This window comes from Pseudoruegeria aquimaris (assembly GCF_900172235.1).
GTDB classification, from domain to species: domain Bacteria; phylum Pseudomonadota; class Alphaproteobacteria; order Rhodobacterales; family Rhodobacteraceae; genus Pseudoruegeria; species Pseudoruegeria aquimaris.
Window position 1 is genome coordinate 54,317 of record NZ_FWFQ01000009.1, and the last position, 22,168, is coordinate 76,484.

The 22,168-nt window shown below is 67.9% G+C and carries 22 protein-coding genes; 9 read left to right on the plus strand and 13 right to left on the minus strand.

Features of this window, described 5'->3' with window-relative positions:
* Window positions 1-121: 121 nt before the first annotated feature.
* From PSA7680_RS07930 to PSA7680_RS07955, 6 genes are all read left to right on the plus strand, one after another.
* Window positions 122-1,066 (plus strand): nucleoside hydrolase, encoded by a 945-nt coding sequence (locus tag PSA7680_RS07930; protein WP_085868153.1) that lies wholly within the window; start codon window positions 122-124, stop codon window positions 1,064-1,066.
* A 203-nt stretch (window positions 1,067-1,269) separates the two neighbouring features.
* Window positions 1,270-1,722, plus strand: coding sequence for a GNAT family N-acetyltransferase (locus PSA7680_RS07935; protein WP_085868155.1), 453 nt, complete (start codon window positions 1,270-1,272; stop codon window positions 1,720-1,722).
* 99 nt (window positions 1,723-1,821) lie between these two features.
* Entirely contained in the window at window positions 1,822-3,261 is a 1,440-nt protein-coding gene (locus tag PSA7680_RS07940; protein WP_085868157.1) for a protein adenylyltransferase SelO, read from the plus strand.
* Window positions 3,262-3,266: 5 nt separating this feature from the next.
* Window positions 3,267-3,959 (plus strand): endonuclease/exonuclease/phosphatase family protein, encoded by a 693-nt coding sequence (locus tag PSA7680_RS07945; protein WP_085868159.1) that lies wholly within the window; start codon window positions 3,267-3,269, stop codon window positions 3,957-3,959.
* Window positions 3,960-4,035: 76 nt separating this feature from the next.
* Window positions 4,036-5,283: a cation:proton antiporter gene (locus tag PSA7680_RS07950; RefSeq protein ID WP_085868160.1), complete on the plus strand. Its 1,248-nt coding sequence runs from the start codon at window positions 4,036-4,038 to the stop codon at window positions 5,281-5,283.
* 88 nt (window positions 5,284-5,371) lie between these two features.
* On the plus strand, window positions 5,372-5,782 hold the full coding sequence (locus tag PSA7680_RS07955; protein WP_085868161.1) for a Fur family transcriptional regulator: 411 nt from the start codon (window positions 5,372-5,374) through the stop codon (window positions 5,780-5,782).
* A 109-nt stretch (window positions 5,783-5,891) separates the two neighbouring features.
* Here the strand turns inward: PSA7680_RS07955 and lpxB are convergent, their stop codons facing one another.
* The 13 genes from lpxB to pyrH form a co-directional block, all read right to left on the minus strand.
* On the minus strand, window positions 5,892-7,049 hold the full coding sequence (gene lpxB / locus PSA7680_RS07960; protein WP_085868242.1) for a lipid-A-disaccharide synthase: 1,158 nt from the start codon (window positions 7,047-7,049) through the stop codon (window positions 5,892-5,894).
* Entirely contained in the window at window positions 7,046-7,849 is an 804-nt protein-coding gene (locus tag PSA7680_RS07965; protein ID WP_085868163.1) for an LpxI family protein, read from the minus strand. Before PSA7680_RS07965 ends, lpxB begins: the two co-directional genes overlap by 4 nt.
* Before the next feature lie 3 nt (window positions 7,850-7,852).
* On the minus strand, window positions 7,853-8,650 hold the full coding sequence (gene lpxA, locus PSA7680_RS07970; RefSeq protein ID WP_085868165.1) for an acyl-ACP--UDP-N-acetylglucosamine O-acyltransferase: 798 nt from the start codon (window positions 8,648-8,650) through the stop codon (window positions 7,853-7,855).
* Window positions 8,651-8,655: 5 nt separating this feature from the next.
* Complete coding sequence (fabZ, locus tag PSA7680_RS07975; RefSeq protein WP_085868166.1) at window positions 8,656-9,114, minus strand: 3-hydroxyacyl-ACP dehydratase FabZ; 459 nt, start codon at window positions 9,112-9,114, stop codon at window positions 8,656-8,658.
* 140 nt (window positions 9,115-9,254) lie between these two features.
* Window positions 9,255-9,959, minus strand: a complete 705-nt coding sequence (locus tag PSA7680_RS07980) for an OmpH/Skp family outer membrane protein (protein ID WP_085868167.1) — start codon at window positions 9,957-9,959, stop codon at window positions 9,255-9,257.
* Window positions 9,959-12,307 (minus strand): outer membrane protein assembly factor BamA, encoded by a 2,349-nt coding sequence (bamA, locus tag PSA7680_RS07985; protein ID WP_139838584.1) that lies wholly within the window; start codon window positions 12,305-12,307, stop codon window positions 9,959-9,961. Before bamA ends, PSA7680_RS07980 begins: the two co-directional genes overlap by 1 nt.
* Window positions 12,308-12,470: 163 nt before the next feature.
* Entirely contained in the window at window positions 12,471-12,611 is a 141-nt protein-coding gene (locus PSA7680_RS18705; protein WP_176244099.1) for a hypothetical protein, read from the minus strand.
* Window positions 12,612-12,716: 105 nt separating this feature from the next.
* On the minus strand, window positions 12,717-14,063 hold the full coding sequence (rseP, locus tag PSA7680_RS07990) for an RIP metalloprotease RseP (RefSeq protein WP_085868169.1): 1,347 nt from the start codon (window positions 14,061-14,063) through the stop codon (window positions 12,717-12,719).
* A 9-nt stretch (window positions 14,064-14,072) separates the two neighbouring features.
* Entirely contained in the window at window positions 14,073-15,248 is a 1,176-nt protein-coding gene (dxr, locus tag PSA7680_RS07995) for a 1-deoxy-D-xylulose-5-phosphate reductoisomerase (protein WP_085868170.1), read from the minus strand.
* Window positions 15,248-16,039 carry a phosphatidate cytidylyltransferase gene (locus PSA7680_RS08000; RefSeq protein ID WP_085868171.1) on the minus strand — a complete coding sequence of 264 codons (792 nt, stop codon included), beginning with the start codon at window positions 16,037-16,039 and terminating at the stop codon, window positions 15,248-15,250. Before PSA7680_RS08000 ends, dxr begins: the two co-directional genes overlap by 1 nt.
* Window positions 16,036-16,755 carry a polyprenyl diphosphate synthase gene (gene uppS, locus PSA7680_RS08005; RefSeq protein ID WP_370738541.1) on the minus strand — a complete coding sequence of 240 codons (720 nt, stop codon included), beginning with the start codon at window positions 16,753-16,755 and terminating at the stop codon, window positions 16,036-16,038. The genes PSA7680_RS08000 and uppS overlap by 4 nt, the downstream gene beginning before the upstream one ends.
* Window positions 16,756-16,788: 33 nt before the next feature.
* The gene (gene frr, locus PSA7680_RS08010; protein WP_085868174.1) at window positions 16,789-17,355 is read right to left on the minus strand and encodes a ribosome recycling factor; all 567 of its coding nucleotides are present in this window, start codon (window positions 17,353-17,355) and stop codon (window positions 16,789-16,791) included.
* Window positions 17,356-17,413: 58 nt separating this feature from the next.
* Complete coding sequence (pyrH, locus tag PSA7680_RS08015; RefSeq protein WP_085868176.1) at window positions 17,414-18,151, minus strand: UMP kinase; 738 nt, start codon at window positions 18,149-18,151, stop codon at window positions 17,414-17,416.
* Window positions 18,152-18,280: 129 nt separating this feature from the next.
* Here pyrH and miaA point away from each other — a divergent pair, with 129 nt between their 5' ends.
* The 3 genes from miaA (at window position 18,281) to PSA7680_RS08030 (ending at window position 22,119) form a co-directional block, all read left to right on the plus strand.
* On the plus strand, window positions 18,281-19,189 hold the full coding sequence (gene miaA / locus PSA7680_RS08020) for a tRNA (adenosine(37)-N6)-dimethylallyltransferase MiaA (RefSeq protein ID WP_085868178.1): 909 nt from the start codon (window positions 18,281-18,283) through the stop codon (window positions 19,187-19,189).
* Window positions 19,190-19,323: 134 nt separating this feature from the next.
* Window positions 19,324-20,142 carry an AraC family transcriptional regulator gene (locus PSA7680_RS08025; protein ID WP_085868180.1) on the plus strand — a complete coding sequence of 273 codons (819 nt, stop codon included), beginning with the start codon at window positions 19,324-19,326 and terminating at the stop codon, window positions 20,140-20,142.
* A gap of 309 nt (window positions 20,143-20,451) precedes the next feature.
* On the plus strand, window positions 20,452-22,119 hold the full coding sequence (locus PSA7680_RS08030) for an ABC transporter substrate-binding protein (RefSeq protein WP_085868181.1): 1,668 nt from the start codon (window positions 20,452-20,454) through the stop codon (window positions 22,117-22,119).
* Window positions 22,120-22,168 lie beyond the last annotated feature (49 nt).

The following is a 22,168-nucleotide window of genomic DNA, read 5'->3' on the forward strand; positions in this document are numbered from 1 at the left end:
GCTAATTCCTGCCACTCAGCCAATACACTCAGACCGGCAGTTTCTATTCCCCTCCCCCTCTTGCCATTCCCCGCCGCCTCGGCCACGCTCCGCCTTTTCCAACCCGTTCAGGAGCTTCCCCATGCCTGCCCCGCGCAAGATCATCATCGATACGGACCCAGGACAGGACGATGCCGTCGCCATCCTTCTGGCGCTGGCCAGCCCGGAGGAGATCGAGGTGCTCGGCATCACCGCCGTGGCCGGGAACGTGCCCCTGCCGCTCACGCAGAAGAACGCGCGCATCGTCTGCGAACTGGCCGGCAAGCCCGAGACAAAGGTCTTCGCCGGCTGCGATGCGCCGATGAAACGCCCGCTGGTGACGGCGGAGCACGTCCACGGCAAGACCGGGCTCGATGGGCCCACCCTGCCCGATCCCACCATGCCGCTGCAGCCCCAGCACGGGGTGGATTTCATCATCGAGACCCTGCGCAAGCACCCGGCGGGCACGGTGACGCTCTGCCCGCTCGGCCCCCTGACCAACATCGCGCAGGCCTTCGTTCAGGCGCCGGATGTTGTTGAGAAGGTTCAGGAAATCGTGCTCATGGGGGGCGCATACTTCGAGGTGGGCAACATCACCCCGGCGGCCGAGTTCAACATCTACGTCGATCCGGAGGCGGCCAAGATCGTCTTTGCCTCCGGCGTGCCCATCGTGGTGATGCCGCTGGACGTGACCCACAAGGCGCTCGTCACCAAGCCGCGCAACGATGCCTTCCGTGCTCTCGGCACGCCGGTGGGCGTCGCCGTGGCCGAGATGACGGATTTCTTCGAGCGCTTCGACAGGGAGAAATACGGCTCCGAGGGCGCGCCGCTGCATGATCCCTGCGTCACCGCCTACCTGATCCGGCCCGAGCTGTTCTCGGGGCGCCATGTCAACGTGGAGATCGAGGTGGAGTCCGAGCTGACGCTGGGCATGACGGTGGCCGACTGGTGGGGCGTGACGGACCGTGCGCCCAACGCAACCTTCATGGGCGATGTGGATGCCGATGGCTTCTTTGCCCTGCTGACGGAACGCCTCGCGCGGCTATAGGCGATGAGCGCCTGACCAGGCGGGCGCGAACGCGCCTGCCGTTGTGCTGAAAGCACACCTCCGGTGTGACGGCCAGGGCAGGCGCGTGCCTGTTTCTGGCGAAACAGGCTGAACAATATCCTGCCGATCATGGCGACCTGCCCGCATTCCCCGTGCATACCGCGCCGGATTGCGCCATGAAGGGCCTCGAAGGAGACCGCCCCATGAGCGCCAAGCTGCACCTCGCCAAGCCCGAAGACCTGGACCGCCTCGCCGGGCTCGTGGCCCGCTACCACGAATTCGAGGGGATCACCCAAAGCGAGGAGGCCCGCCGCGCAGCACTGGCGCCGCTGCTGGAGGGCACGCCGCACGGCGTGGCCTACCTGATCGGCCCCCGCACCGCGCCCGTGGGCTACATCGTCATCAGCTTCGGCTACTCGGTGGAACTGGGCGGCATCGACGGCTTCGTGGACGAATTCTTCATCCGCGAGAAGCTGCGCGGCCGTGGCCTCGGCGGCGAAGTGCTGCGCACGCTCCTGCCCGCCCTGGCCGGGCACGGGGTGAAGGCGCTGCATCTCGAAGTGGATCGCGAGAACGCCCGCGCCCGCAGCCTCTATGGCCGCCTCGGCTTTGAATCCCGCGAAAAATACCACCTGATGACCCGCGTTCTGGGCTGAGTGCCGGGCGGCGCCCCGCGCCTCGCCGGGTGCAGTGCCGCATACGGTGGAAATTCCCATCCGGAGAGGTTACTTCGGGTTACAGACCGGGATTGACTGATGACCATCCGTTTCGCCTTCGACAACAGCTACGAAAAGCTCCCTGAGCGCTTCTACGCGCGGCTCGGCCCGACCGCCGTGCGCGCGCCGGGGCTGATCAAAGTGAACCACGCGCTGGCGCGGGAGCTCGGGCTGGATCCGGCCGCGCTGGAAAGCCCCGAAGGCGTGGCCATTCTCGCGGGCAACGCCGTGCCCGAGGGCGCCGCGCCGCTGGCGCAGGCCTACGCCGGGCACCAGTTCGGCGGCTTCTCCCCGCAGCTTGGCGACGGGCGCGCGCTGCTTCTGGGCGAGTTGCGCGGGGCGGACGGCAGGCGCTACGACCTGCAACTCAAGGGCTCCGGCCCCACCCCGTTCAGCCGCCGGGGCGATGGCCGCGCCTGGCTTGGGCCGGTGCTGCGCGAATACGTCGTGAGCGAGGCCATGCACGCGCTCGGCATCCCCACCACCCGCGCGCTGGCCGCCGTGACCACCGGTGAAGAAGTCTACCGCGAAACGCCCCTGCCCGGCGCCGTGCTCACCCGCGTGGCCACCTCCCACGTGCGTGTGGGCACCTTCCAGTATTTCGCCGCCCGCAACGATGGCGAGGCCCTGCGGCTGCTCACCGATTACGTCATCGCCCGCCACTACCCCGAGGCCGAGGGCGCGCTGGGGCTGCTGAAGGCGGTCTGTGCGGCGCAGGCGCGGCTGGTGGCGCAATGGATGGGCGTGGGCTTCATCCATGGCGTGATGAACACCGACAACACCCAGATCGCCGGCGAAACCATCGACTACGGCCCTTGCGCCTTCATGGACACCTACCACCCGGCCACCGTCTATTCCTCGATCGATCGCGGCGGCCGCTACGCCTACCAGAACCAGCCCGACATCCTGCTGTGGAACCTCGCCCAGCTTGCCAGCGCGCTGGTGCCGGTGATGGGGAACGACTCCGACACCGCCGTCGCCGAGGCCAGCGCCGTGCTCCAGGGCTTCGGCGAGACCTTCCGCGCCGAGTGGCTTGCCCTCTTTGCCCGCAAGATCGGCCTCGCCGAGGTGCAGGAGGGCGACGAGGCGCTGGTGGTTGATCTGCTGCACGCCATGAGCGCCGGTCAGGCCGACTTCACCAATACCTTCTGCAGCCTCGGCACGGCACGCGCGCGGGATCACTTCCTCGATCCCGCCGGCTTCGATGCCTGGGAAGCCCGCTGGCAGGCGCGGCTTGCGCAGGGCGGCATCGCGCCAAAACAGGCCCGCGCGCTGATCTGCGCCACGAACCCGGCCTACATCCCGCGCAACCACCGGATCGAACAGGCCATCACCGCCGCCCTCGCCGGCGACACCGCCCCCTTCGAACGCCTCGTGGCCGTGCTCGCCAATCCCTGGGAAGAACAGCCCGGCGCGGAGGATCTCGCCCGGCCACCGGCCGAAGACGAAGTGGTGCGGGCCACATTCTGCGGGACGTGACGACGATGCGGCTTGCGAGCTACAACATCCGCAAATGCCTCGGCACCGACCGCCGCCGCGCGCCGGGGCGCGTCGTCGAGGTGATCAACGGGCTGGGGGCGGATGTCGTGGTGCTGCAGGAGGCCGATCACCGCCTCGGCCCGCGCCCCGCCGCCCTGCCCGCCTCCACGATCTCGGCCTACAGCGATTTCCGCCCGGTGCCTCTGGCGGAGAACGACGTGAGCCTCGGCTGGCACGGCAACGCCATCCTTCTTGGCCCGCAGGTGCGGGAAACCCGGATCGAACGGCTGGAGCTGCCCGGGCTGGAGCCGCGCGGCGCGGTGATGGCCGAAGTCGAGACGGAGGAAGGCCCGCTGCGCGTCGTGGGCACCCACCTCGGGCTGCTGCGCCGCTATCGGCTCTTGCAGATGCAGGCGATCGCGGAAGCGTTGGAGGGGCAGCCGCCGATGCCCACGGCGATCCTCGGGGATTTCAACGAATGGAGCGCGCATGGCGGCATGGAGCCGCTGAACGGCCGGTTCCATGTCCATGCGCCGGGGCTGAGCTACCACGCCCGCCGCCCCGTCGCCGGGCTCGACAGGATCGCGCTCAACGACACCGCCCACCTGCTGCGCGCCGGGGTGGAGAAAGGGGAGCTGGCGCAGCTGGCCTCCGACCACCTGCCGATCTGGGCCGAGGTCGCCCTGCGCCCGGACTGACGCGCCCTGCGCGGGCTTGGCCGTTTTTGGACGCCATGCTAGGGGTTTGGCTCCGATACCCACCGGGGCCCGCGCCATGACCATCCTGCAACTGACATCGCTCATCATCGTTCTCGCCGGCCTGTTCGGCTCCATCAACTACCTCTTCCTGCGCCTGCCCGGCACCATCGGCATCCTCGTGGTGGCGCTGCTGGCCTCGCTCGCCATCATCGGCATCGATCTGGTCTACCCGGCCTTCGCCATCGACGACGTGATCCGCTCCACGGTGATGGGGCTCGATTTCTCCGACGCGCTGCTGGAAGGGATGCTGGGGTTGCTGCTGTTTGCCGGCGCGCTGCATGTGAAGGTGCAGGATCTGCGGCGCGAATGGGCGGTGGTGGCGCTGATGGCGACGCTGGGCGTGGGGCTTTCCACGGCGATCATGGGCTTCGGCTTCTCCTGGATCACCGGGATGCCGCTGCTGATCGCGCTGGTGTTCGGCGCCCTGATCTCGCCCACCGATCCCGTCGCCGTGCTGGGCGTGCTGCGCGAGGCGAACCTGCCGAAATCTCTGGAAACCCAGATCGCGGGGGAATCGCTGTTCAACGACGGCGTGGGATACGTCGTCTTTCTCGTGCTCGCGGCCCTTGCCTTCCCCGCGCCGGGCCACCACGAGATGGACGCAGCCGGCATCACGCTGCTGTTCCTGCAGGAGGCCCTCGGAGGCGCGCTTCTGGGCGCGGTGCTGGGCTGGCTCGTCTTCCGCCTGATGCGTCGGATCGATGACTATGCGCTTGAGGTGCTCCTCACGCTGGGGCTGGCCTTCGGCGGCTATGAGTTGGCCGTGGCGCTGCATGTCTCCGCGCCGATCATGGCGGTGGTGGCCGGGCTGTTCATCGGCGACGCCGGCATGAAACATGGCATGAGCGAGCAGACCCGCAGATACGTCAACCATTTCTGGGAGATGGTGGACGAGATCCTCAACGCGGTCCTGTTCCTGATGATCGGCTTCGAGGTCTTCGCGATCACCTTCTCCGCGGATGCGCTGCTGGCCTCCGTCTTCGCCATCGGCCTTGCGCTGCTGGCCCGGCTTGCCGCCGTGGCCGTGCCGGTGCTGCTGCTGCGCCCCTTCCACGGCTTCGCCCCCGGCGTGATCCCGATCATGACATGGGGCGGGCTGAAGGGCGGCATCTCGGTTGCGCTGGCGCTCTCGCTGCCCGAGAGCGAGTGGAAGCCGCTGATCCTCACCGCCACCTACGTCGTCGTCGTGTTCTCGATCATCGTGCAGGGGCTCACCGTGGCGAAGCTGGCCCAGAAGGTGGGGCGCGAGCCGGAGTTGATCTGAGGCTTTTCTCCTGCGCCCCGGCACAATAGGCTGGCCCTCGGGGAAGCGCTGTTCTAGGAAGCGCGCCACACCGCGAGACGAGAGACTCATGACCGAAACCATCCTGGAGCGCTGCGAAGCCAAGGGGCTGCGCCTGACCGATCAACGCCGCACCATCGCCGCCGTCCTGCAGGAGGCCGACGATCACCCCGACGCCGAGGAGCTCTACGCCCGCGCCTCGGCCGTGGACCCGAAGATCTCGCTCGCCACCGTCTACCGCACGGTGAAGCTCTTCGAGGAGAAGGGCATCCTCGACAAGCACGAGTTCGGCGACGGGCGCGCGCGCTACGAAACCGCCGACCGCGAGCACCACGACCACCTGATCGACATCACCACCGGCGACGTGATCGAGTTCGTGGACCCGGAGATCGAAGCGCTGCAGGAAAAGATCGCCGAGAAGCTGGGCTACAAGCTCAAGGGGCACCGGCTGGAGCTGTTCGGCGTGCCGTTGAAGAAGTAAGGCCACGCCCAGCCGGGCGAGGATCTGGCCCTCGCTTCCACGTTCAACCCTTTCAAGACGGGCACTGCCGTGCCGCGCCGCCCCCGTCAAACCGGGGCGGCGTTTCAAATCAAATATTGCGCTGGTGGCCTTCCAGCCCCCGCAGAACCGCCCGTGCCGCCCGCAGCCCCGGATCCTCCTGCCCGCGCCCCAGCCGCTCCATCGTGAGCGCCATGGCGGCGCCCTGCGCGCCGGGATCTTCCAGCACGTCCAGCAGCGCGCCCGCGATCCGGTCCGGCTCGCAATCCGCCCCAAGGTATTCCGGCACGGCGCGGCTCTCGCTCACGAGGTTCACCAGCGTGACGGTATCCACCTTCAGCATCCGCGCGATGATCTGGCGGGTAAGCCAGTTCATGTCGTAGGCGATGACCATGGGCGTATCGGCCGCCGCCAGTTCGAGCGAAACCGTCCCCGAAGCCGCCAGCGCCACGTCGGCGGCCCGGAAGGCGGCGCGCTTGGCCGCGGTGTCCTGCGCCGCGATCACCTGCACGCGGCCCGGCCAGCGGCTTGTGACCTCGCGCACCAGATCCTCCACCGGGCCGGCCGCCGGCACCACGATCCGGGCGTTCTGGCGCTGCGCCAACACCGGGACGAGCGCCTGGCCGAAAGTGTCGGCAAGGCGGCTCACCTCGCCCCGGCGCGAGCCGGGCAGCACGAGGATCAGCGGCGCGCCCGGCAGCATCCCGAGGCTGTCGCGGAAAGCCTGCGCCTCCTGCTGCGTGGCCTGCGGCTCCGCCACCACCGGGTGGCCGACGAAATCGCACTCCATCCCGGCAGCCTCCATGTAGGGCGGCTCGAAGGGAAAGAGCGCGAGCACCTGATCGATCACCCTCGCCATCTTCGCCGCGCGCCCCTCGCGCCACGCCCAGACTGTGGGGGCGACGTAATGCACGGTGCGGATGTCTGACGCGGCCTTCACCAGCTTGGCGACGCGCAGCGAGAAATCGGGCGCGTCGATTGTGATCAGAACGTCGGGTTTCTGGGCCAGGACCGCCTCGGCGGTTTCGCGGATGCGACGCTTCAGATGGCGATATTTCGGCAGCACCTCCACGAGGCCCATCACCGAAAGCTCCTCCATCGGAAACAGGCTCTCAAGCCCCTGCGCCTGCATCTGCGGCCCGCCGATGCCCTCGAAGGCCACGCCCGGCGCCAGCGCCTTGAGGCCGGCCATCAGCGCCCCGCCCAGCTTGTCGCCGGAGGGCTCGCCCGCAAGGATGAAAACCTTCATGCGCCCTCCCATGCGGCGAGGAACAGGCCGCGCGCCGCGATCTCCGCGGTTATGGCTGGGCGATCCAGCAGCAGCACGCCCCCCGGCGGCACGAAAATGCCCGCAAGCCCCGCCTCGGCGGCCCGGCGCACGGTTTCGACGCCGATGCCGGGCATGTCCACCCGCAGCTCCTGCCCCGCCTTCGGCGCCTTGTAGAACACGCCTTTCGCCCCGCGGCGCAGGTGCTCGGGCGTCCGGGCGACGAACTCCAGAAGCGCATCGGTGCCCTGCACTGTTTCGATCCCGAGGCACAGCCCGCCGGCCACCACGCAGCCCTGCCCCACGTCCACCGGCGCCAGCGCCGCGTGGATCGCCGCCGCCCGCGCCGCGTCGGCCAGATCGGCCTTGCCCGGCTTCGCGCCGATCAGCAGCCCGCGTTCCGGCGTCAGGCCGGGCACGAGTTCATGGGCGCCGACGACGGTGAAACCTTCGTCCTCGAAGATCCGGACCACGAGCGAGAGAAGCGAGTCATCGCCGCCGTTCATCGCCTTCAGCAGGCGCGGCGCGAGGGCGATCATCTTGGTGTCGAAGCGGATCGGGCTCAGGGCCGGGCGCTGCATGGCGCCGGCGAGGCAGACACGCTCCACCCCCTCGGCGCGCAGCAGGCGAAACAGCCCGCCGAGCTTCTCGAAGCTGGCCTCAACCCCGGCGACATCCGCTTCCACGCCGCGGAAGGTCACAACCAATGCGCCCGGATTGGCCGCGAGCACGAGGCCCGGCAGAGCGCCGCTGCCCGCGAGGATCGCCAGACGGCCCGCCACGGCTCAGCCCGGCGTCAGGAAGTGGCGATCGCTCTCGCCAAGGATGAAATCGACGATCTGCTGCACGTAGGCGCTCTCGGTTTCCTCGCCCAGCCGGCGCGCGCGTTCGGCGAAAGCGCCTTCGCCCTGCGCCAGCATCTGGAAGGCCGCCCTGAGCGCGGTGATGTCGGCCCGGGCCACGCCGCGCCGCTTCAGCCCGACGAGGTTGAGCCCGTCCAGCACCCCGCGCGGCCCCTGCACGAGCCCGTAGGGGATCACGTCGTTCGTCACCATCGTGACCGCGCCGATGATCGCGCCCTGCCCGATGCGCACCCATTGGTGGATGCCCGACAGTCCGCCGATGATCACGTCATCCTCGATGATGCAGTGGCCGGCGAGCGCGCTCTGGTTGGCCATCACGAGGCGGTTGCCCACCTGCGCGTCGTGGCCCACGTGGGCGCCGGTCATGAACAGGCAGTCATCGCCCACGCGGGTGATGCCGCCGCCGCCCTCGGTGCCGGTGTTCATCGTCACGCCTTCGCGGATGCGGTTGCGCTTGCCCACGATCAGCTTCGTGTGCTCGCCGGCGAATTTCAGATCCTGCGGGATCTCGCCGATGGTGGCGAAGGGGAAGATCACGGTCTCATCCCCGATCTCGGTATCGCCCGTCACCACGGCATGGCTCTTGAGCACGACGCCGCGCCCGAGGCGCACCTCGGGGCCGACGGTGCAGAAGGGGCCGATCGAACACTCCGGCCCGATCTCGGCGCCTTCTTCCACGAAGGCGCTTGGATGAACGGTGGCGGTGGGATGGATCCCCATGGGCCTTATTCCTGCGGCAGATCCATCATCGCGGTGAACTCGGCCTCGGCGGCCAGTTCCCCTTCCACGAAGGCTTCCCCGCGGAACTTGTAGATCTTGCGGCGCTCCTTGGTGACCTCGACATGCAGTTCCAGCACGTCGCCCGGCACCACCTTGCGGCGGAACTTGCAGCCGTCGATCGACATGAAATAGACGAGCATGTTCTTGTCGGCGAGGCCGAGATGCGCCCCCACCATCACGGCGGCGGTCTGCGCCATCGCCTCGACGATCGTCACGCCCGGCATGATCGGCGCCCCCGGGAAATGGCCCTGGAAATGGGGCTCGTTGAAGGTGACGTTCTTGATGCCGACGGCCGATTTGCCGTCCTTGATGTCGCGCACCTTGTCCACCAGCAGGAAGGGGTAGCGGTGCGGGATGATGCGTTGGATCAGGTCGAGATCGGCGTGGGTCACCGGGTCTGTCATGGCGCGTGTTCTCTTTCTTGCTGGCAGGACACCTGGGCGGGCCTGCGGATCGGTGCGCGGGCGGTGCCGCGGCTTTCTACCGGAGTATCAACTCGATGACGGGCGCACAAGCGCAGGCGGGGCCGGCGGCGCGGGCCGGCTCAGTCCTGCGCGCCCTCCTGCCCCGGCGCCGGGGCCTGGCCTTGCGCATCGGTGCTCCCGCCACCGCTCTCCTGCGCGGCTTCGCCCCCGGGCACGGGGCGCGGCACGGGGGCGGCGTTCTCGGAAGGCTCCACCGTGCCGTCGCCGATGTCGGCGTTGATCCGGGCCACGGCCTCGCGGGTCACGTCGATCGATTCCGCGCTGAGGAAAACCGAACCGATTTCGAGGATGGCCACGGCATTGCGTTCGCGCACGATGTCGGAGAGCGCGGGCAGCGCCCGTTGCAGGAACTGCTGGCGCTCCAGTTCCACCGTGCGGGCGATGTCGCGGGATTTCTGCTCCTGCAGGGCGCGGGTTTCCTGCACCTTGGTGTCGAAGGCGTCGGCAAGGGCGCGGAAGGCTTCGGGATCCATCTGGGAGCGTTGCCGGGTGAGTTGCAGCTCCTCCGCCTCCAGCGCGCGCTGGATCACGCTGTTTTCCTCGCTCAGCTCCCGTGCCGCCTCCTCGGCCTCGCGCTGCACGCGCTGGCCGAAGAGCGAACTGGCGAACAGCGCCTCCTGGTCGATGGTCAGGATCGCGCTGGCCGGCGGCTGGCCGACCGGCACCCCGAGCGATTGCGCCACGGCGGGGCCAGCGACCGGCGCCAGCAGCGCCAGCGCCACCACCGCCCCGCCCAGCCGGTGCAGCTTCTTCGATCTCTTCATCAGAAGGTCGTGGAGATCGTCAGGTCGAAGGAACGATCCTTGTCATAGACTTCCTTCTTCAGCGCGTGGGTGAAGTTGAAGCGCAGCGGGCCGATGGGCGTATCCCAGAACAGGGCGAAGCCGATCACGGCGCGCAGGTTCAGCGAGTCGTCCACGGTGCAATCGGCCACGGTGCAGCCCGTCTGCGGGCCGCCGGCCACGTTGTCGAGGCTCCAGACCGAACCCACATCCATGAACAGACCGCCGGTGATACCGTATTCCTCGGGCAGGCCGAGGGGGAAATCCGCCTCGAAACGCGCCAGCGCGAACATGTTGCCGCCGAGGGCGTCCTCGTTGGCGGCGTTCAGATCCCGCGGGCCGAGCCCGTTGGTGGAGAAGCCGCGCATCCGGTTCAGGAAGAAGCGGTCCGTCGCGCGGGAGGTGCCCTTCTGCATGTTGATCATGCCGCCTTCGAAGATCGCGCGGACGGTGACTTCCTCGCTGAGGATCTTCGTCTCCGCGCCGGCAAGCGCCTCGGTGCGCAGGTAGCGGGCGTCGCCGCCGAAGCCCGCGATGTCCTGGCGGAAGCGGAGGACGACGCCGGCGTTCGGGTTCAGCCCGGCGCGGCGGGAATCGTAGGAGTAGGTGTAGCCGATCGCGGAGCGGTCCAACGAGCCTTCCTCGGCCTTCAGGATGGCGGAGGAGTCGGCGGAGACGTTGGAAAGATCTTCCCGCGACCACTGGTAGCGCAGGCTCAGACGGCCGTTCTCGCTGATCGGGAAGGTGATGTCGGGCGAGATGCCGAGGCTCAGCGTGTCGTAGAAGGCGTTGTCGTAGTTCGTTTCCTTGTAGAAGGCGCTCAGGCCGAGCGCCAGATCCCGCCCAAGCAGCGCCGGTTCGGAGAAGCGGAAGGCCGAGGACACGTTGTCGGAGCCACTGCCGACCTGAAGCGAGAAGAACTGCCCGCGCCCGAGGAAGTTGCTTTCGGAGAAGCCCAGCGTCAGGCCAAGACCGGAGTCGATGCCGTAGCTGGCGCCCAGCGTCAGCGAGCCGGTGGGCTGCTCCACAACGTCCACGTCCACGATCACGCGGTCGGAGGCGGTGCCTTCGCGGGTGTTCACCTCGGCTTCCTCGAAGAACCCGAGCGCGCGGATGCGCTCGGCGCTCTCGCGGATCTCGCGCGGGTTGAAGGGATCGCCCTCCACCGTCTTGAACTGGCGGCGGATCACGCGGTCCAGCGTGGTGGTGTTGCCCTCGATGTCGATCCGCTCGACGAAGATCCGCGGGCCGCGCACCAGCGCTAGCTCGATGTCCAGCGTCAGATCCCGATCGTTGCGGGTGATGCGCGGATCGACGCGGATGAAGTTCAGCCCGTCCTGAAGCGCCTTGTTCTCAAGGCGGCGGACGCTGTTGTCCACGCGGGTGGGTGAATAGGTCTGACCGGTGCGCAGCTTGTTGGCACCGACGAATGCGGCGGCGTCCACCTCCGGCAGATCCGAAACCACGGTCACCTCGCCGATCTTGAAGCTCTGGCCCTCGCGGATGTTGAAGGTCACGAAGTAGCCGTCGCGCTCGCGGGAGACCTCGCTGGTGACGGAAAGCACCTGGAAATCGACGAAACCGCGGGACTGGTAGAAATCGGTCAGCAGCTGCTTGTCCACTTCGAGCCGGTCCTGCACGAAGCTGTCGGCACGGATGAAGCGGCGCAGGTAGCCGGCCTGCTTGGTTTCCAGAACCCGGCGCAGGCGGCGATCGGAGAAGGCGCGGTTGCCCACGAAGGACAGGCGCTCGATCTCGGAGACGCCCCCTTCGGCGATCTCGAAGACGACATCCACGCGGTTGTCGGAGCGCTTGATGATCTTGGGCGTCACGGAGGCGGCGGAGCGGCCGGCGATGTTGTAGGCCTGGGCCAGAAGCTGGGCGTCGGCTTCAACGGTGGCGGGGCTGTAGACGCGGCGCGGCTGCGAGGAGACGACGTTGAGCAGATCTTCGTCCTTCAAGCGCTTGTTGCCCTCGATGGAGATCCGGTTGATCGTGGGATACTCCTCCACCTCGATGTAGAGCGTGCCGCCGCGCGGCTCGATCACCACGGTTTCGAACAGGCCGGAGGCGAGGATGCGCTGGTAGGCGTCGTTCAGCTGCGCCACGTCGACCGGCTGGCCGGCGGCGATTCCCGCGTAGGTCTGGATGGTGGCGCTCTCGATGCGCTGGTTGCCTTCCACCTGGATGGTGTTGAACTGGTAGGTCTGGGCGCTGGCGCCCCCCGGAACCAGAAGGAAAACAAACATAAAAATCGTGAATACGAACGCTGCTGCCTGGCGCGTCGCAGTTGCAAATCGACCGATGCGGCCGGATGTGGCGCTGCCCATTTTCCTCGTTCCGTTTTTTTGATCCCTCACCCAACGGATTAATGGCTCGGGGGCCTTATGTCAAAAGGCAGAAAACCCCCGCGGCGGATTTCGCCCGGGGGTCGAGGAAAGCGGTGTGACGCCGGGGCGCGGCCTGCGTGCCCGCGCCGGAAACCGCGCGGGTTCAGTGGGCCGGGAAAGCCAGCGATCCGAGGTAGGCGCCCGCAAAGAGCGCCAGCGCGATCGTCGCCGGGTAGAGAATGCGATCCCAGTTGAGGTTCAGGATCAGGGCAAGCCCCCGATATCCCTCACGCACGGTGTCCATGACAGCCTCCAGTCAGCCGTTTTCGTTTTCGTTCGCCTTCAGCTTAACAACGGAATGTGGCACCAATGGGGCAGACCGCCCCGCAGCCCCAAGCGCCGCCCCCTGTCAGGGGCAGAACAGATCGTTGGACAGGGCGAAGAGCATCAGGCTCAGCATGATCGCAAGCCCCGCCATCATCATCACGCGCAATGCCTTCTCGCTGGGCGCGCGCCCGGAGACGGCCTCGTAGGCGAAGAACACGAGGTGCCCGCCGTCGAGAATGGGAATCGGGAAGAGGTTGAGCAGGCCGACCGCGGTGGAGAGCACCGCGATGAAGAAGATGAAGCTGTTGAGCCCCTGGCTGGCCGCGGCACCGGACGTCTCGGCGATGCCGATGGGGCCGGAGAGGTTGCAACTGCTGATCGCGCCGGTGATGACGTGGTAGAGCCCGGAGAGCGAGGAGCGGATGATGAAACCGGTCTGGGCCACGCCGTAGTCCAGCGAGGAGATCACCCCCCGCCCCACCGATTGCGGCTCGAAGAACAGCCCGCCCGTGATGCCGATCAGCCAGCGGGTCTCGAAGCCGCCTTCCGCGAGCGGCAGGTCCACGCGCTTGGGTGCCATCGTCAGCTTGAGTTCCTCGCCCGCGCGCCAGATCGTCAGCGTCACCGGCGAGCCGTCGGAGTCGCCCACGTAGCTGCGCAGTTGCTCGAAGGCGAAGACGGGCTGCCCGTCCACGGCGGTGATCACGTCGCCGGGCAGAACCCCGGCCGCTTCCGCAGCGGAGCCCGGCTGCACGGCCACGGCATGCGAGGGATAGGGATAGGGGCCGGTCACCGTCAGCCCCGCGCCGTCACGGCGGATGTCATAGGCCATCTCGGGCTTGAGCGGCAGGCCCTCCACCACGTCGCGGAACTCGGCGAGCGCGCCGAAGGGCCGGCCTTCGATGGCGAGGATCTCGTCGCCCGGTTCGAAGGCGCCCTCGGCCACCGGGTGCGGCAGAAGCTGCTGCACCGTGAGCGGCTCGCGCACCTGCCCCTGCCAGAGCGCCAGCCCGGCGAAGACGATGATCGACAGCACGAAATTGAAGATCGGCCCGGCCGCAACCGTGGCCGCCCGCGCCCAGAGCGGCGCGCCGTGCATGGTGTGGCGCAGGGCCTCGGCGTCCTCGCCCAACTCGGCCATGGCCGCCTTGTCGACCCCGGCCGAGGCCGCGTCCGCATCGCCGAGGAACTTCACGAACCCGCCGAGCGGCAGCGCGGCGATCTGCCAGCGCGTGCCGCGCTTGTCCATCCGCGACCAGATCACCGGCCCGAAGCCGATCGAGAACACTTCGGCGTGGATGCCGCTCCAGCGCCCCACGATGTAGTGGCCGTATTCATGGATGGCCACGATCACCGACAGCGCGATGACGAAGGCGGCGAGCGTGAAGATGATGTTGCCGAAAGACGGGATCAGGCCGAGAATATCCACTGTTGTTCCTTATGCGACCGCCCGGGCGATCGTTTCTGCTGCCGTTTGACGAGCGAGATGGTCCGCTGCCCGCACGTTATCAAGGCTGATCACGGCATTCTCAAGATCTTCGCGGGCCGAAACTGCGTCGAGCACCCGCTCCACGACCTCCGCCATCTGCAGGAACCCGATCCGGTTCTCGATGAAGGCGGTGAGCGCCTCTTCCTTCGCGGCGTTGAAGACAGCACCGCTCAGGCCGCCCTGCTCCATCACCCGCCGCGCCAGAGCCAGCGCCGGGTAGCGGGCGGCTTCCGGCGCGCGGAAGGTGAACCGGCCGATGGCGGCCAGGTCCAGCCGCTCCACGGGCACCGGGCCGCGGTCGGGCCAGTGCAGCGCGTAGCCGATGGCGTGGCGCATGTCGGGCGGGCCAACGTGGGCCATCAGCCCGCCGTCGCAGAAGCCCACGAGCGCGTGCACCAGCGATTCCGGGTGGACGAGCGCTTCGATCTTCTCCGGAGCGATGCCGAAAAACTCTTTTGCCTCAATCAGTTCCAGCGCCTTGTTGAACATGGAAGCGGAATCGATCGTAATACGCTGCCCCATGTCCCAGTTGGGGTGGGAGGAGGCCTGCGCCACCGTCGCGGTGGCCAGTTTCTCCAGCGGCCAGTCCCGGAAGGCGCCGCCGGAGGCGGTGATGATGAGCCGCTCCACGCGGGCGACGTCTTCGCCCACCAGCGCCTGGAACACGGCGGAATGCTCGCTGTCCACCGGCAGGATGGTGCTGCCGGCCGCGCGCGCGGTCTCGATCAGCAGCGGGCCGGCGCAGACGAGGCTTTCCTTGTTGGCCAGCGCCAGCGTCGCGCCCGTCTTCGCGGCCTCGAGGCCGGGCTCGAGCCCGGCGGCGCCGACGATGGCGCTCATCACCCAGTCCGCCGGGCGCGCCGCCGCCTCGCGCAGTGCCTCGGGGCCGGCGGCGGCCTCCACGCCGCTGCCTGCGAGAGCGTCGCGCAGCGCGTCCAGTTTCTCGGGATAGGCGGTGACGGCGATCTCGGCATTGAAGCGGCGGGCATCGGCGGCGAGCCGCGCGATGTTGGCGCCGCCCGTCAGGGCCACCACGTCATAGCTGCCGCGCGGCGCGCGCGCCACCAGATCAAGCGTGTTCCGACCGATCGAGCCGGTTGCACCGAAAACGGAAATGCGTCGCATCAGGGGCTGACCTGGGGAACGGAAACGAAGAGGGAAATCAAGAGCATGAAGAGCGTGGCGCCGAGGATCGCGTCGAAGCGGTCGAACAGGCCGCCGTGGCCGGGGATCAGGTTGGAGGAATCCTTCACGCCGAGCCGCCGCTTCACGGCGCTTTCGGCGATGTCGCCCATCTGCCCGGCGAAAGAGACGAGCATCGACAGCAGCACGAGGCCGGGGCCGGCCGGCGTCAGCAGGCTGAACACGAAGCCGACGGCGCCCGCCGCCAGCCAGCCCGCCGCGGTGCCCGACCATGTTTTCTTCGGGCTCACGGCCGGCCAGAACTTCGGACCGCCGAGGGATTTGCCGGCGAAATAGCCGAAGACGTCGGTGGCGATCACCACCAGCAGCAGCCAGAGGATGATCCCCGGCCCCGAGGCATCGCGGAAATGGGAAAGCCCGAAGGTCGCCAGCCCGATGGCCAGCGCGAAGGCGGCGAAGACGGCCCGGTTGCGCGGCAGGCGCCAGCCGCCGAGCACGGAAGGAAGCAGCAGCATCGCGAGGCCCGTTCCGCCCGGCGCAAGCCGCGCCAGCAGCACGGCGAGCGCGGCCGCCGCGGCCAGCGCCAGCGCCAGCCCCTTCTCCTGCGGCGCGATCATGCGCGAAAGCTCCCACACCATCCCTGCGCCGATCAGGGCGCAGAGGATCAGGAAGGGCAACCCGCCCAGCGCCACCGCCAGCGCACCCACCGCCAGCATCACCGCCGCCGACATCAGCCGCGGTGCGAGATCGTCCCAGCGCGACAGGCTGCTCATGCCTTGACGCCTCCGAAGCGGCGCTCGCGGCTGCCGAAACCGGCCAGCACCTCGGCGAAGACCGCCTCGCTGAAATCGGGCCAGAGCGTATCGATGAACTCGTATTCCGAATAGGCCGACTGCCAGAGCAGGAAGTTGGAGATCCGGGCCTCGCCGCTGGTGCGGATCACCAGGTCCGGATCGGGAAGAACGCAGGTATCAAGGAACCTTGGCAGCGTTTCTTCATCCACGTCTTCGGGCTTCAGCCGCCCGGCGGCCACCTCTTCGGCAAGCCGCTGGGTGGCGCGCGCCACCTCGTCGCGGCCGCCGTAGTTCAGCGCGATGGTGAGATGGGTCTTGTCGTTGTCCTCGGTGAGCGCTTCCAGCTCGTCCATCAGGTCGCGCAGCTTCTTGTCCAGCTTGATGCGATCGCCGATGAAGCGCACCCGGACCCCCTGCCGCTTCAGCTCGCGCGCCTCCTTGCGGATATACATCCTGAAGAGCGACATCAGCCCCGCGACCTCGGTTTGGGTGCGTTTCCAGTTCTCCGTGGAGAAGCCGAAGATCGTCAGATATTTGACACCGTACTTCGGGCAGGCCTCCACGATCTCGCGCACCCGTTTGGCGCCCGCGTGATGGCCGAAAAGGCGGGGCTTGCCCCGCTGCTTCGCCCAGCGCCCGTTGCCATCCATGATGATGGCGACATGGGTCGCTCTTCCCGCCGAATCCGATGTCAAAATATCTTCCTTTCAAATCAGATCACGCAGGCCTCAGACCTGCATGATCTCTTCTTGCTTGGTCTCGAGCGCCTTGTCGACGGCGGCAATCGCCTTGTCGGTCAGCTCCTGGATCTCGTCGGACCAGATCTTCTGTTCGTCCTCGCTCATGCCGGCGGCCTTGGCCTTCTTGAGCTGGTCCATGCCGTCGCGGCGCACGTTGCGGATGGCGACGCGGGCGTGTTCGGCATATTGGGCGGCCACGCGGGTCAGTTCGCGGCGGCGCTCCTCGTTCAGCTCCGGGATCGGCAGCATGATGATGGTGCCGTTGAGCTGCGGGTTGATGCCGAGGCCGCTTTCGCGGATCGCTTTCTCGACCTTGCCGACCATGGACTTGTCCCACACGTTGATCGTCACCATGCGCGGCTCGGGCACGTTGATCGTGCCGACCTGGTTGATCGGGGTGCGCTGGCCGTAGGCCTCCACCATCACCGGCTCCAGCATCGCCGCCGAGGCACGGCCCGTGCGCAGGGAGGCGAACTCGGTGCGCAGCGCGGCCATGGCACCGTCCATCCGGCGCTGCAGATCGTCGAGATCGATGTCTAGGTCTTCTTCGGACATGTCAGTTCTTCTTTTCTCTGTATCGTTCAATCACGCTGCCCGCGGGCAGATGTTACGCTCAACCCTGCACCCTTGTATAGGTGCCCTGGCCCGAGAGGATGCCGCGGAACCCGCCCGGCTCATCCAGGGAAAAGACGATGATCGGCAGGTTGTTGTCGCGCGCCAGAGCGATGGCGGACGCGTCCATCACCCCCAGCCGCTTGGCCAGCACGTCATCGTAGCTCACGGTGTCGTAGCGCACGGCGTCCGCGTGCTTCACCGGATCCTTGTCGTAGACGCCGTCCACCTTGGTGCCCTTGAAGATCGCCTCGCAGCTCATCTCGTTGGCGCGCAGGGTGGCGGCGGTGTCGGTGGTGAAATAGGGGTTGCCGGTGCCGGCGGCGAAGATGCAGACCCGCTTCTTCTCCAGGTGGCGCACGGCGCGGCGGCGGATGTAGGGCTCCGCCACCTCGTCCATGCGGATGGCGCTGATGACGCGGGTGAACACCCCCATGCCCTCCAGCGCGCTCTGCATCGCCAGCGCGTTCATCACCGTGGCCAGCATGCCCATGTAGTCCGCCGTGGTGCGCTCCATGCCCTGTGCCGAGCCCGCGAGCCCGCGGAAGATGTTGCCCCCGCCGATCACCATGCAGATCTCGACGCCCATCTCCTGAACGCTCTTCACCTCGCGGGCGATGCGCTGCACGGTGGGCGGATGCAGGCCGAAGCCCTGATCCCCCATGAGGGCCTCGCCGGAGATTTTCAGCATGACGCGGTTGAAGGTCGGGGCGGGTGTGGGCGCGTTCTCGTCGCTCATTCGTGTGATCCACCGAATTCCTGATTGCCTTTGCCGCAAAATGTCGGAAAACAGCGGCATGTTCAACGCAGAAAGATCGAAAGCCCGGACGAACGGGCGCCGGCCCGCCGCGCGGCAAGGTGGCGCGCGATGAGCGCGGCCTGGCTCGATCGCCTGCCCACGATCCCGCGGCAGGCCCCCGTCCTGATCGCCGGGCCCACCGCCTCGGGCAAGAGCGCGCTCGCGCTGGCCATCGCCGAACGCGACGGCGGGGTGATCGTGAACGCCGATGCGCTCCAGGTCTACGACGGCTGGCACATCCTCACCGCCCGCCCCCCGGCCGAGGATCTCGCCCGCGCGCGCCACGAACTCTACGGCCACGTGCCCCACACCGAGGCTTATTCCGTCGGCCACTGGCTGCGCGACCTCGCCCCCATCCTGCGCGGCGCGGCGCGCCCGATCATCGTCGGCGGCACCGGTCTCTATTTCGAGGCCCTGACGCGCGGCCTGGCCGAGATCCCGGAGACCCCGGCGCAGGTGCGCGCCGAGGCAGACGCACGCCGCATTGCGGGCGGCGTGGCCGGGATGCTGGCGGAACTGGACGCCGCGACCCGTGCCAGGATCGATCCGCTCAACCCGATGCGCGTGCAGCGCGCCTGGGAAGTGCTGCGCGCCACGGGGCGCGGGCTGGCCGAGTGGCAGGCCGACACCCCCCCGCCCCTGCTGCCGCTGCAGGACACCTTCCCGATCGTGATGCGGGTGGAGCGCGACTGGCTGAACGCGCGCATCGACCGCCGGTTCGACATGATGATGGAGATGGGCGCGCTGGCCGAGGCCGAGGCGATGCGCCCCGGCTGGGATCCGGCGCGGCTGTCCTCCAGGGCCATCGGCGCCGCGGAGCTGATCGCCCATTTGAACGGCGAGATGACGCTGCCCGAGGCCGTCGCCGCCGCCAAGCTGGCCTCGCGCCAATATGCCAAGCGGCAGCGCACCTGGTTCCGCTCCAAGATGGCGCAGTGGCACCCTCTGGCCCTGCCCGCCGCCACCGGCCCGGCCTGACGCCGCTTTCCGAATCCCCACATCCGCGCGCGCCCTGTGCCCCTCGAGCGCCGCGCCGCTTGCATTTTTTGCACGATTTTCACGGCGAACCGTGTATGGTGCCGCATCTTTTGACCAGTATGTGCGATTGTTCCATGGACTTGACCCAGCAGAGATTGCCCGAGATCCGGCTCACGCCCATTCCGCGCCTCGCACAGGGCGGCAAATGGCGGGTGGAGGCCATGCGCAGCTATTCGCGCGACCAGCTCCTTTGGTTCACCCGCGGCCAGGGCCGGATCACCGTCGCCGGTGTGACCCGCGGCTACGGCGCCCACAACGCCGTTTTCATCCCCGCCAACACCATGCACGGCTTCGAGATGTCGGGCAGCGTGTTCGGCACCGCCATGTCGATCCCGCGCGAAAGCATGCTGCCCCTGCCCACCGCCCCCGTGCACCTGCGGATCCGGGACGCCGCCTCCCAGACGGAACTGAGCGCGCTGCTGGACGGCCTGCAGCGCGAGCTTGAGGGCAACCGCCCGGAGCGGCTGCGCGCCACCCACCATCACGCCGGGCTGATCGCCGTCTGGCTCAAGCGGCAGATCCTGCTGCACGAGGCCGACGCCCCTTCGCCGGATGCCGCCGTGCGCCTGCTTCAGCGCTACACCGAGATGGTCGAGGCGGAGTTCCGCTCCCACAAGACGGTGGCCGATTACGCCGCCGCGCTCGGGGTGACGCCCACGCATCTGACGCGCGTCTGCAAGAAGGCCTGCGGGCGCCCCGCCTCCGCGTTGCTCACTGATCGCGTGATCTTCGAGGCCCGCCGCCTGCTGGAGGAGACGGACACCCCGATCAAGGATGTCGCCGCCTCGCTCGGCTTCACCTCGGCCGCCTATTTCACCCGCGCCTTCCAGCACCACACCGGGCGCACGCCCTCCTCTTTCCGCAGCACCTCCGCTGGCGGCCCGAAGGCCTGAGACACAAGGGCCGCGGCTTGCGCCCGGCGGCTTCGCCCGCCCGGACGCCTGCCACCATCGCGTGAGCGCCGGGCCGAAAACCCGCTTGCCCCCGCGCGCCGAATGTCGCAATCGTGGCCTCATGATGTCGTTTTTTTTACGGGATACGCCGATTGCGCTCATTGACGCGGGCGCAATTCTGTTGCCGAATGAAGCTCCGGAAGGACCCGATGTTGCGCCCGGCCACCCACTCACGAACAGCGGCTGCGCAGATGGCCGGAACCCTTCCGCAGACAAGAACGGCGCGACACGTGCCACAGGGAGAACAAGATGACGAAATCCACCCAAACAACAAAGCCGTTGCACCCGGCCGTCGAGATGTACGCCAAGGAATTCAAGGCCGGCCAGCTGAGCCGCCGCGAATTCCTTGCGCGCTCCTCCGCGCTCGGTGCCTCGGCCGCCGCAGCCTACGGGGCCATCGGCCTGGTTGCGCCGAGCGAGGCCCGTGCAATGGCCCAGCCCGGCGGCACCCTGCGCATCCAGATCGAAGTGCGCGCCCTCAAGGATCCGCGCACCTACGACTGGACCCAGATCGCCTGGTTCACCTCCGGCTGGCTGGAATACCTGGTGGAATACAACTCCGACGGCACGTTCAAGGGCATGCTGCTGGAAAGCTGGGACGTCAACGACGACGCCACCGAATACACGCTGAACGTGCGCAAGGGCGTGAAATGGAACAACGGCGATGATTTCACCGCCGAGGACGTGGCCCGCAACATCGCGCTCTGGTGCGAGAAGGACGTGGAAGGCAACTCCATGGCCGGCCGCATGGCCACGCTGATCGACGCCGACACCGGCAAGGCCATCGAAGGCGCGATCGAGGTGGTGGACAGCCACACCGTGAAGCTGAAGCTGCCCAACCCCGACATTTCGATCATTCCGGGCATGGCCGACTACCCGGCCGCCATCGTGCACAGCTCGCACAACCCCGACGACATGCTCAGCAACCCCGTCGGCACCGGCCCCTACCTGCCGGAATCGCTGGAAGTGGGCGTGAAGGGCGTGCTGGTGAAGAACACCGATCACGCCTGGTGGGGCGCCGACACCATCGGCGGCGCCTACCTCGACCGCATCGAGATGATCGATTTCGGCACCGACCCCTCCTCCTGGCTGGCCGCGGCCGAAGCCGACGAGGTGGACATGCTCTATGAAACCGTCGGTGATTTCATCGACATCATGGACGGCATCGGCTGGGTCCGCTCCGAGATCGTGACCGGCGCCACCATCGTCGTGCGGCCCAACCAGCTGGCCGAAGTGGACGGCATGAAGCCCTACGCCGACAAGCGCGTGCGCCGCGCCCTGGCCATGGCCTGCAACAACGCCGTCTGCCTCGAACTGGGCTACGGGGATCGCGGCGTCGTCGCCGAGAACCACCACGTCGCCCCGGTGCACCCGGAATACGCCGACATCGGCCAGCCGGTGTTCGATCCGGAAGGCGCGATGAAGCTGCTCGAAGAGGCGGGCATGGCCGACTACGAGCACGAGCTTCTCTCCATCGACGACGACTGGCGCAAGAACACCACCGACGCCGTGGCCGCGCAGCTGCGCGACGCCGGCATCAAGGTGAAACGCACCATCCTGCCGGGCTCCACCTTCTGGAACGACTGGGCGAAATACCCGTTCTCCTCCACGAACTGGAACCACCGCCCGCTGGGCGTGCAGGTGCTGGCGCTGGCCTACCGTTCCGGTGAAGCCTGGAACGAGACCGGCTTCGCCAACGAGGAGTTCGACAGCCTGCTGAACGAAGCCCTCGCGATCGCCGACGTGGACAAGCGCCGCGAGGTGATGGCGAAGATCGAACAGATCATGGTGGACGAAGGCGTGACGATCCAGCCCTACTGGCGTTCGCTCTACCGCCACCACAAGGAAGGCATCGTGGGCGCGGACATGCACATCGCCTACCTGCCGCAGCTCTACAAGATCGGCTTCGCCGGCTGATCAGCGGGCCGGCCCCGCGGGGCTGGCCTGAACCGATTGCGCCGGGCCG

Coding starts and splice junctions, on each gene's coding strand:
- bamA (WP_139838584.1), bottom strand. CDS start 12,307: ATGGGCAGCGCCACATCCGGCCGCATCGGTCGATTTGCAACTGCGACG.
- miaA (WP_085868178.1), top strand. CDS start 18,281: ATGAGCGCGGCCTGGCTCGATCGCCTGCCCACGATCCCGCGGCAGGCC.
- PSA7680_RS07955 (WP_085868161.1), top strand. CDS start 5,372: ATGACCGAAACCATCCTGGAGCGCTGCGAAGCCAAGGGGCTGCGCCTG.
- PSA7680_RS07930 (WP_085868153.1), top strand. CDS start 122: ATGCCTGCCCCGCGCAAGATCATCATCGATACGGACCCAGGACAGGAC.
- PSA7680_RS07940 (WP_085868157.1), top strand. CDS start 1,822: ATGACCATCCGTTTCGCCTTCGACAACAGCTACGAAAAGCTCCCTGAG.
- frr (WP_085868174.1), bottom strand. CDS start 17,355: ATGTCCGAAGAAGACCTAGACATCGATCTCGACGATCTGCAGCGCCGG.
- PSA7680_RS18705 (WP_176244099.1), bottom strand. CDS start 12,611: ATGGACACCGTGCGTGAGGGATATCGGGGGCTTGCCCTGATCCTGAAC.
- pyrH (WP_085868176.1), bottom strand. CDS start 18,151: ATGAGCGACGAGAACGCGCCCACACCCGCCCCGACCTTCAACCGCGTC.
- PSA7680_RS07950 (WP_085868160.1), top strand. CDS start 4,036: ATGACCATCCTGCAACTGACATCGCTCATCATCGTTCTCGCCGGCCTG.
- PSA7680_RS08030 (WP_085868181.1), top strand. CDS start 20,452: ATGACGAAATCCACCCAAACAACAAAGCCGTTGCACCCGGCCGTCGAG.
- PSA7680_RS07945 (WP_085868159.1), top strand. CDS start 3,267: ATGCGGCTTGCGAGCTACAACATCCGCAAATGCCTCGGCACCGACCGC.
- PSA7680_RS08000 (WP_085868171.1), bottom strand. CDS start 16,039: ATGAGCAGCCTGTCGCGCTGGGACGATCTCGCACCGCGGCTGATGTCG.
- PSA7680_RS08025 (WP_085868180.1), top strand. CDS start 19,324: ATGGACTTGACCCAGCAGAGATTGCCCGAGATCCGGCTCACGCCCATT.
- lpxB (WP_085868242.1), bottom strand. CDS start 7,049: ATGAAGGTTTTCATCCTTGCGGGCGAGCCCTCCGGCGACAAGCTGGGC.
- PSA7680_RS07980 (WP_085868167.1), bottom strand. CDS start 9,959: ATGAAGAGATCGAAGAAGCTGCACCGGCTGGGCGGGGCGGTGGTGGCG.
- lpxA (WP_085868165.1), bottom strand. CDS start 8,650: ATGGGGATCCATCCCACCGCCACCGTTCATCCAAGCGCCTTCGTGGAA.
- dxr (WP_085868170.1), bottom strand. CDS start 15,248: ATGCGACGCATTTCCGTTTTCGGTGCAACCGGCTCGATCGGTCGGAAC.
- PSA7680_RS07935 (WP_085868155.1), top strand. CDS start 1,270: ATGAGCGCCAAGCTGCACCTCGCCAAGCCCGAAGACCTGGACCGCCTC.
- fabZ (WP_085868166.1), bottom strand. CDS start 9,114: ATGACAGACCCGGTGACCCACGCCGATCTCGACCTGATCCAACGCATC.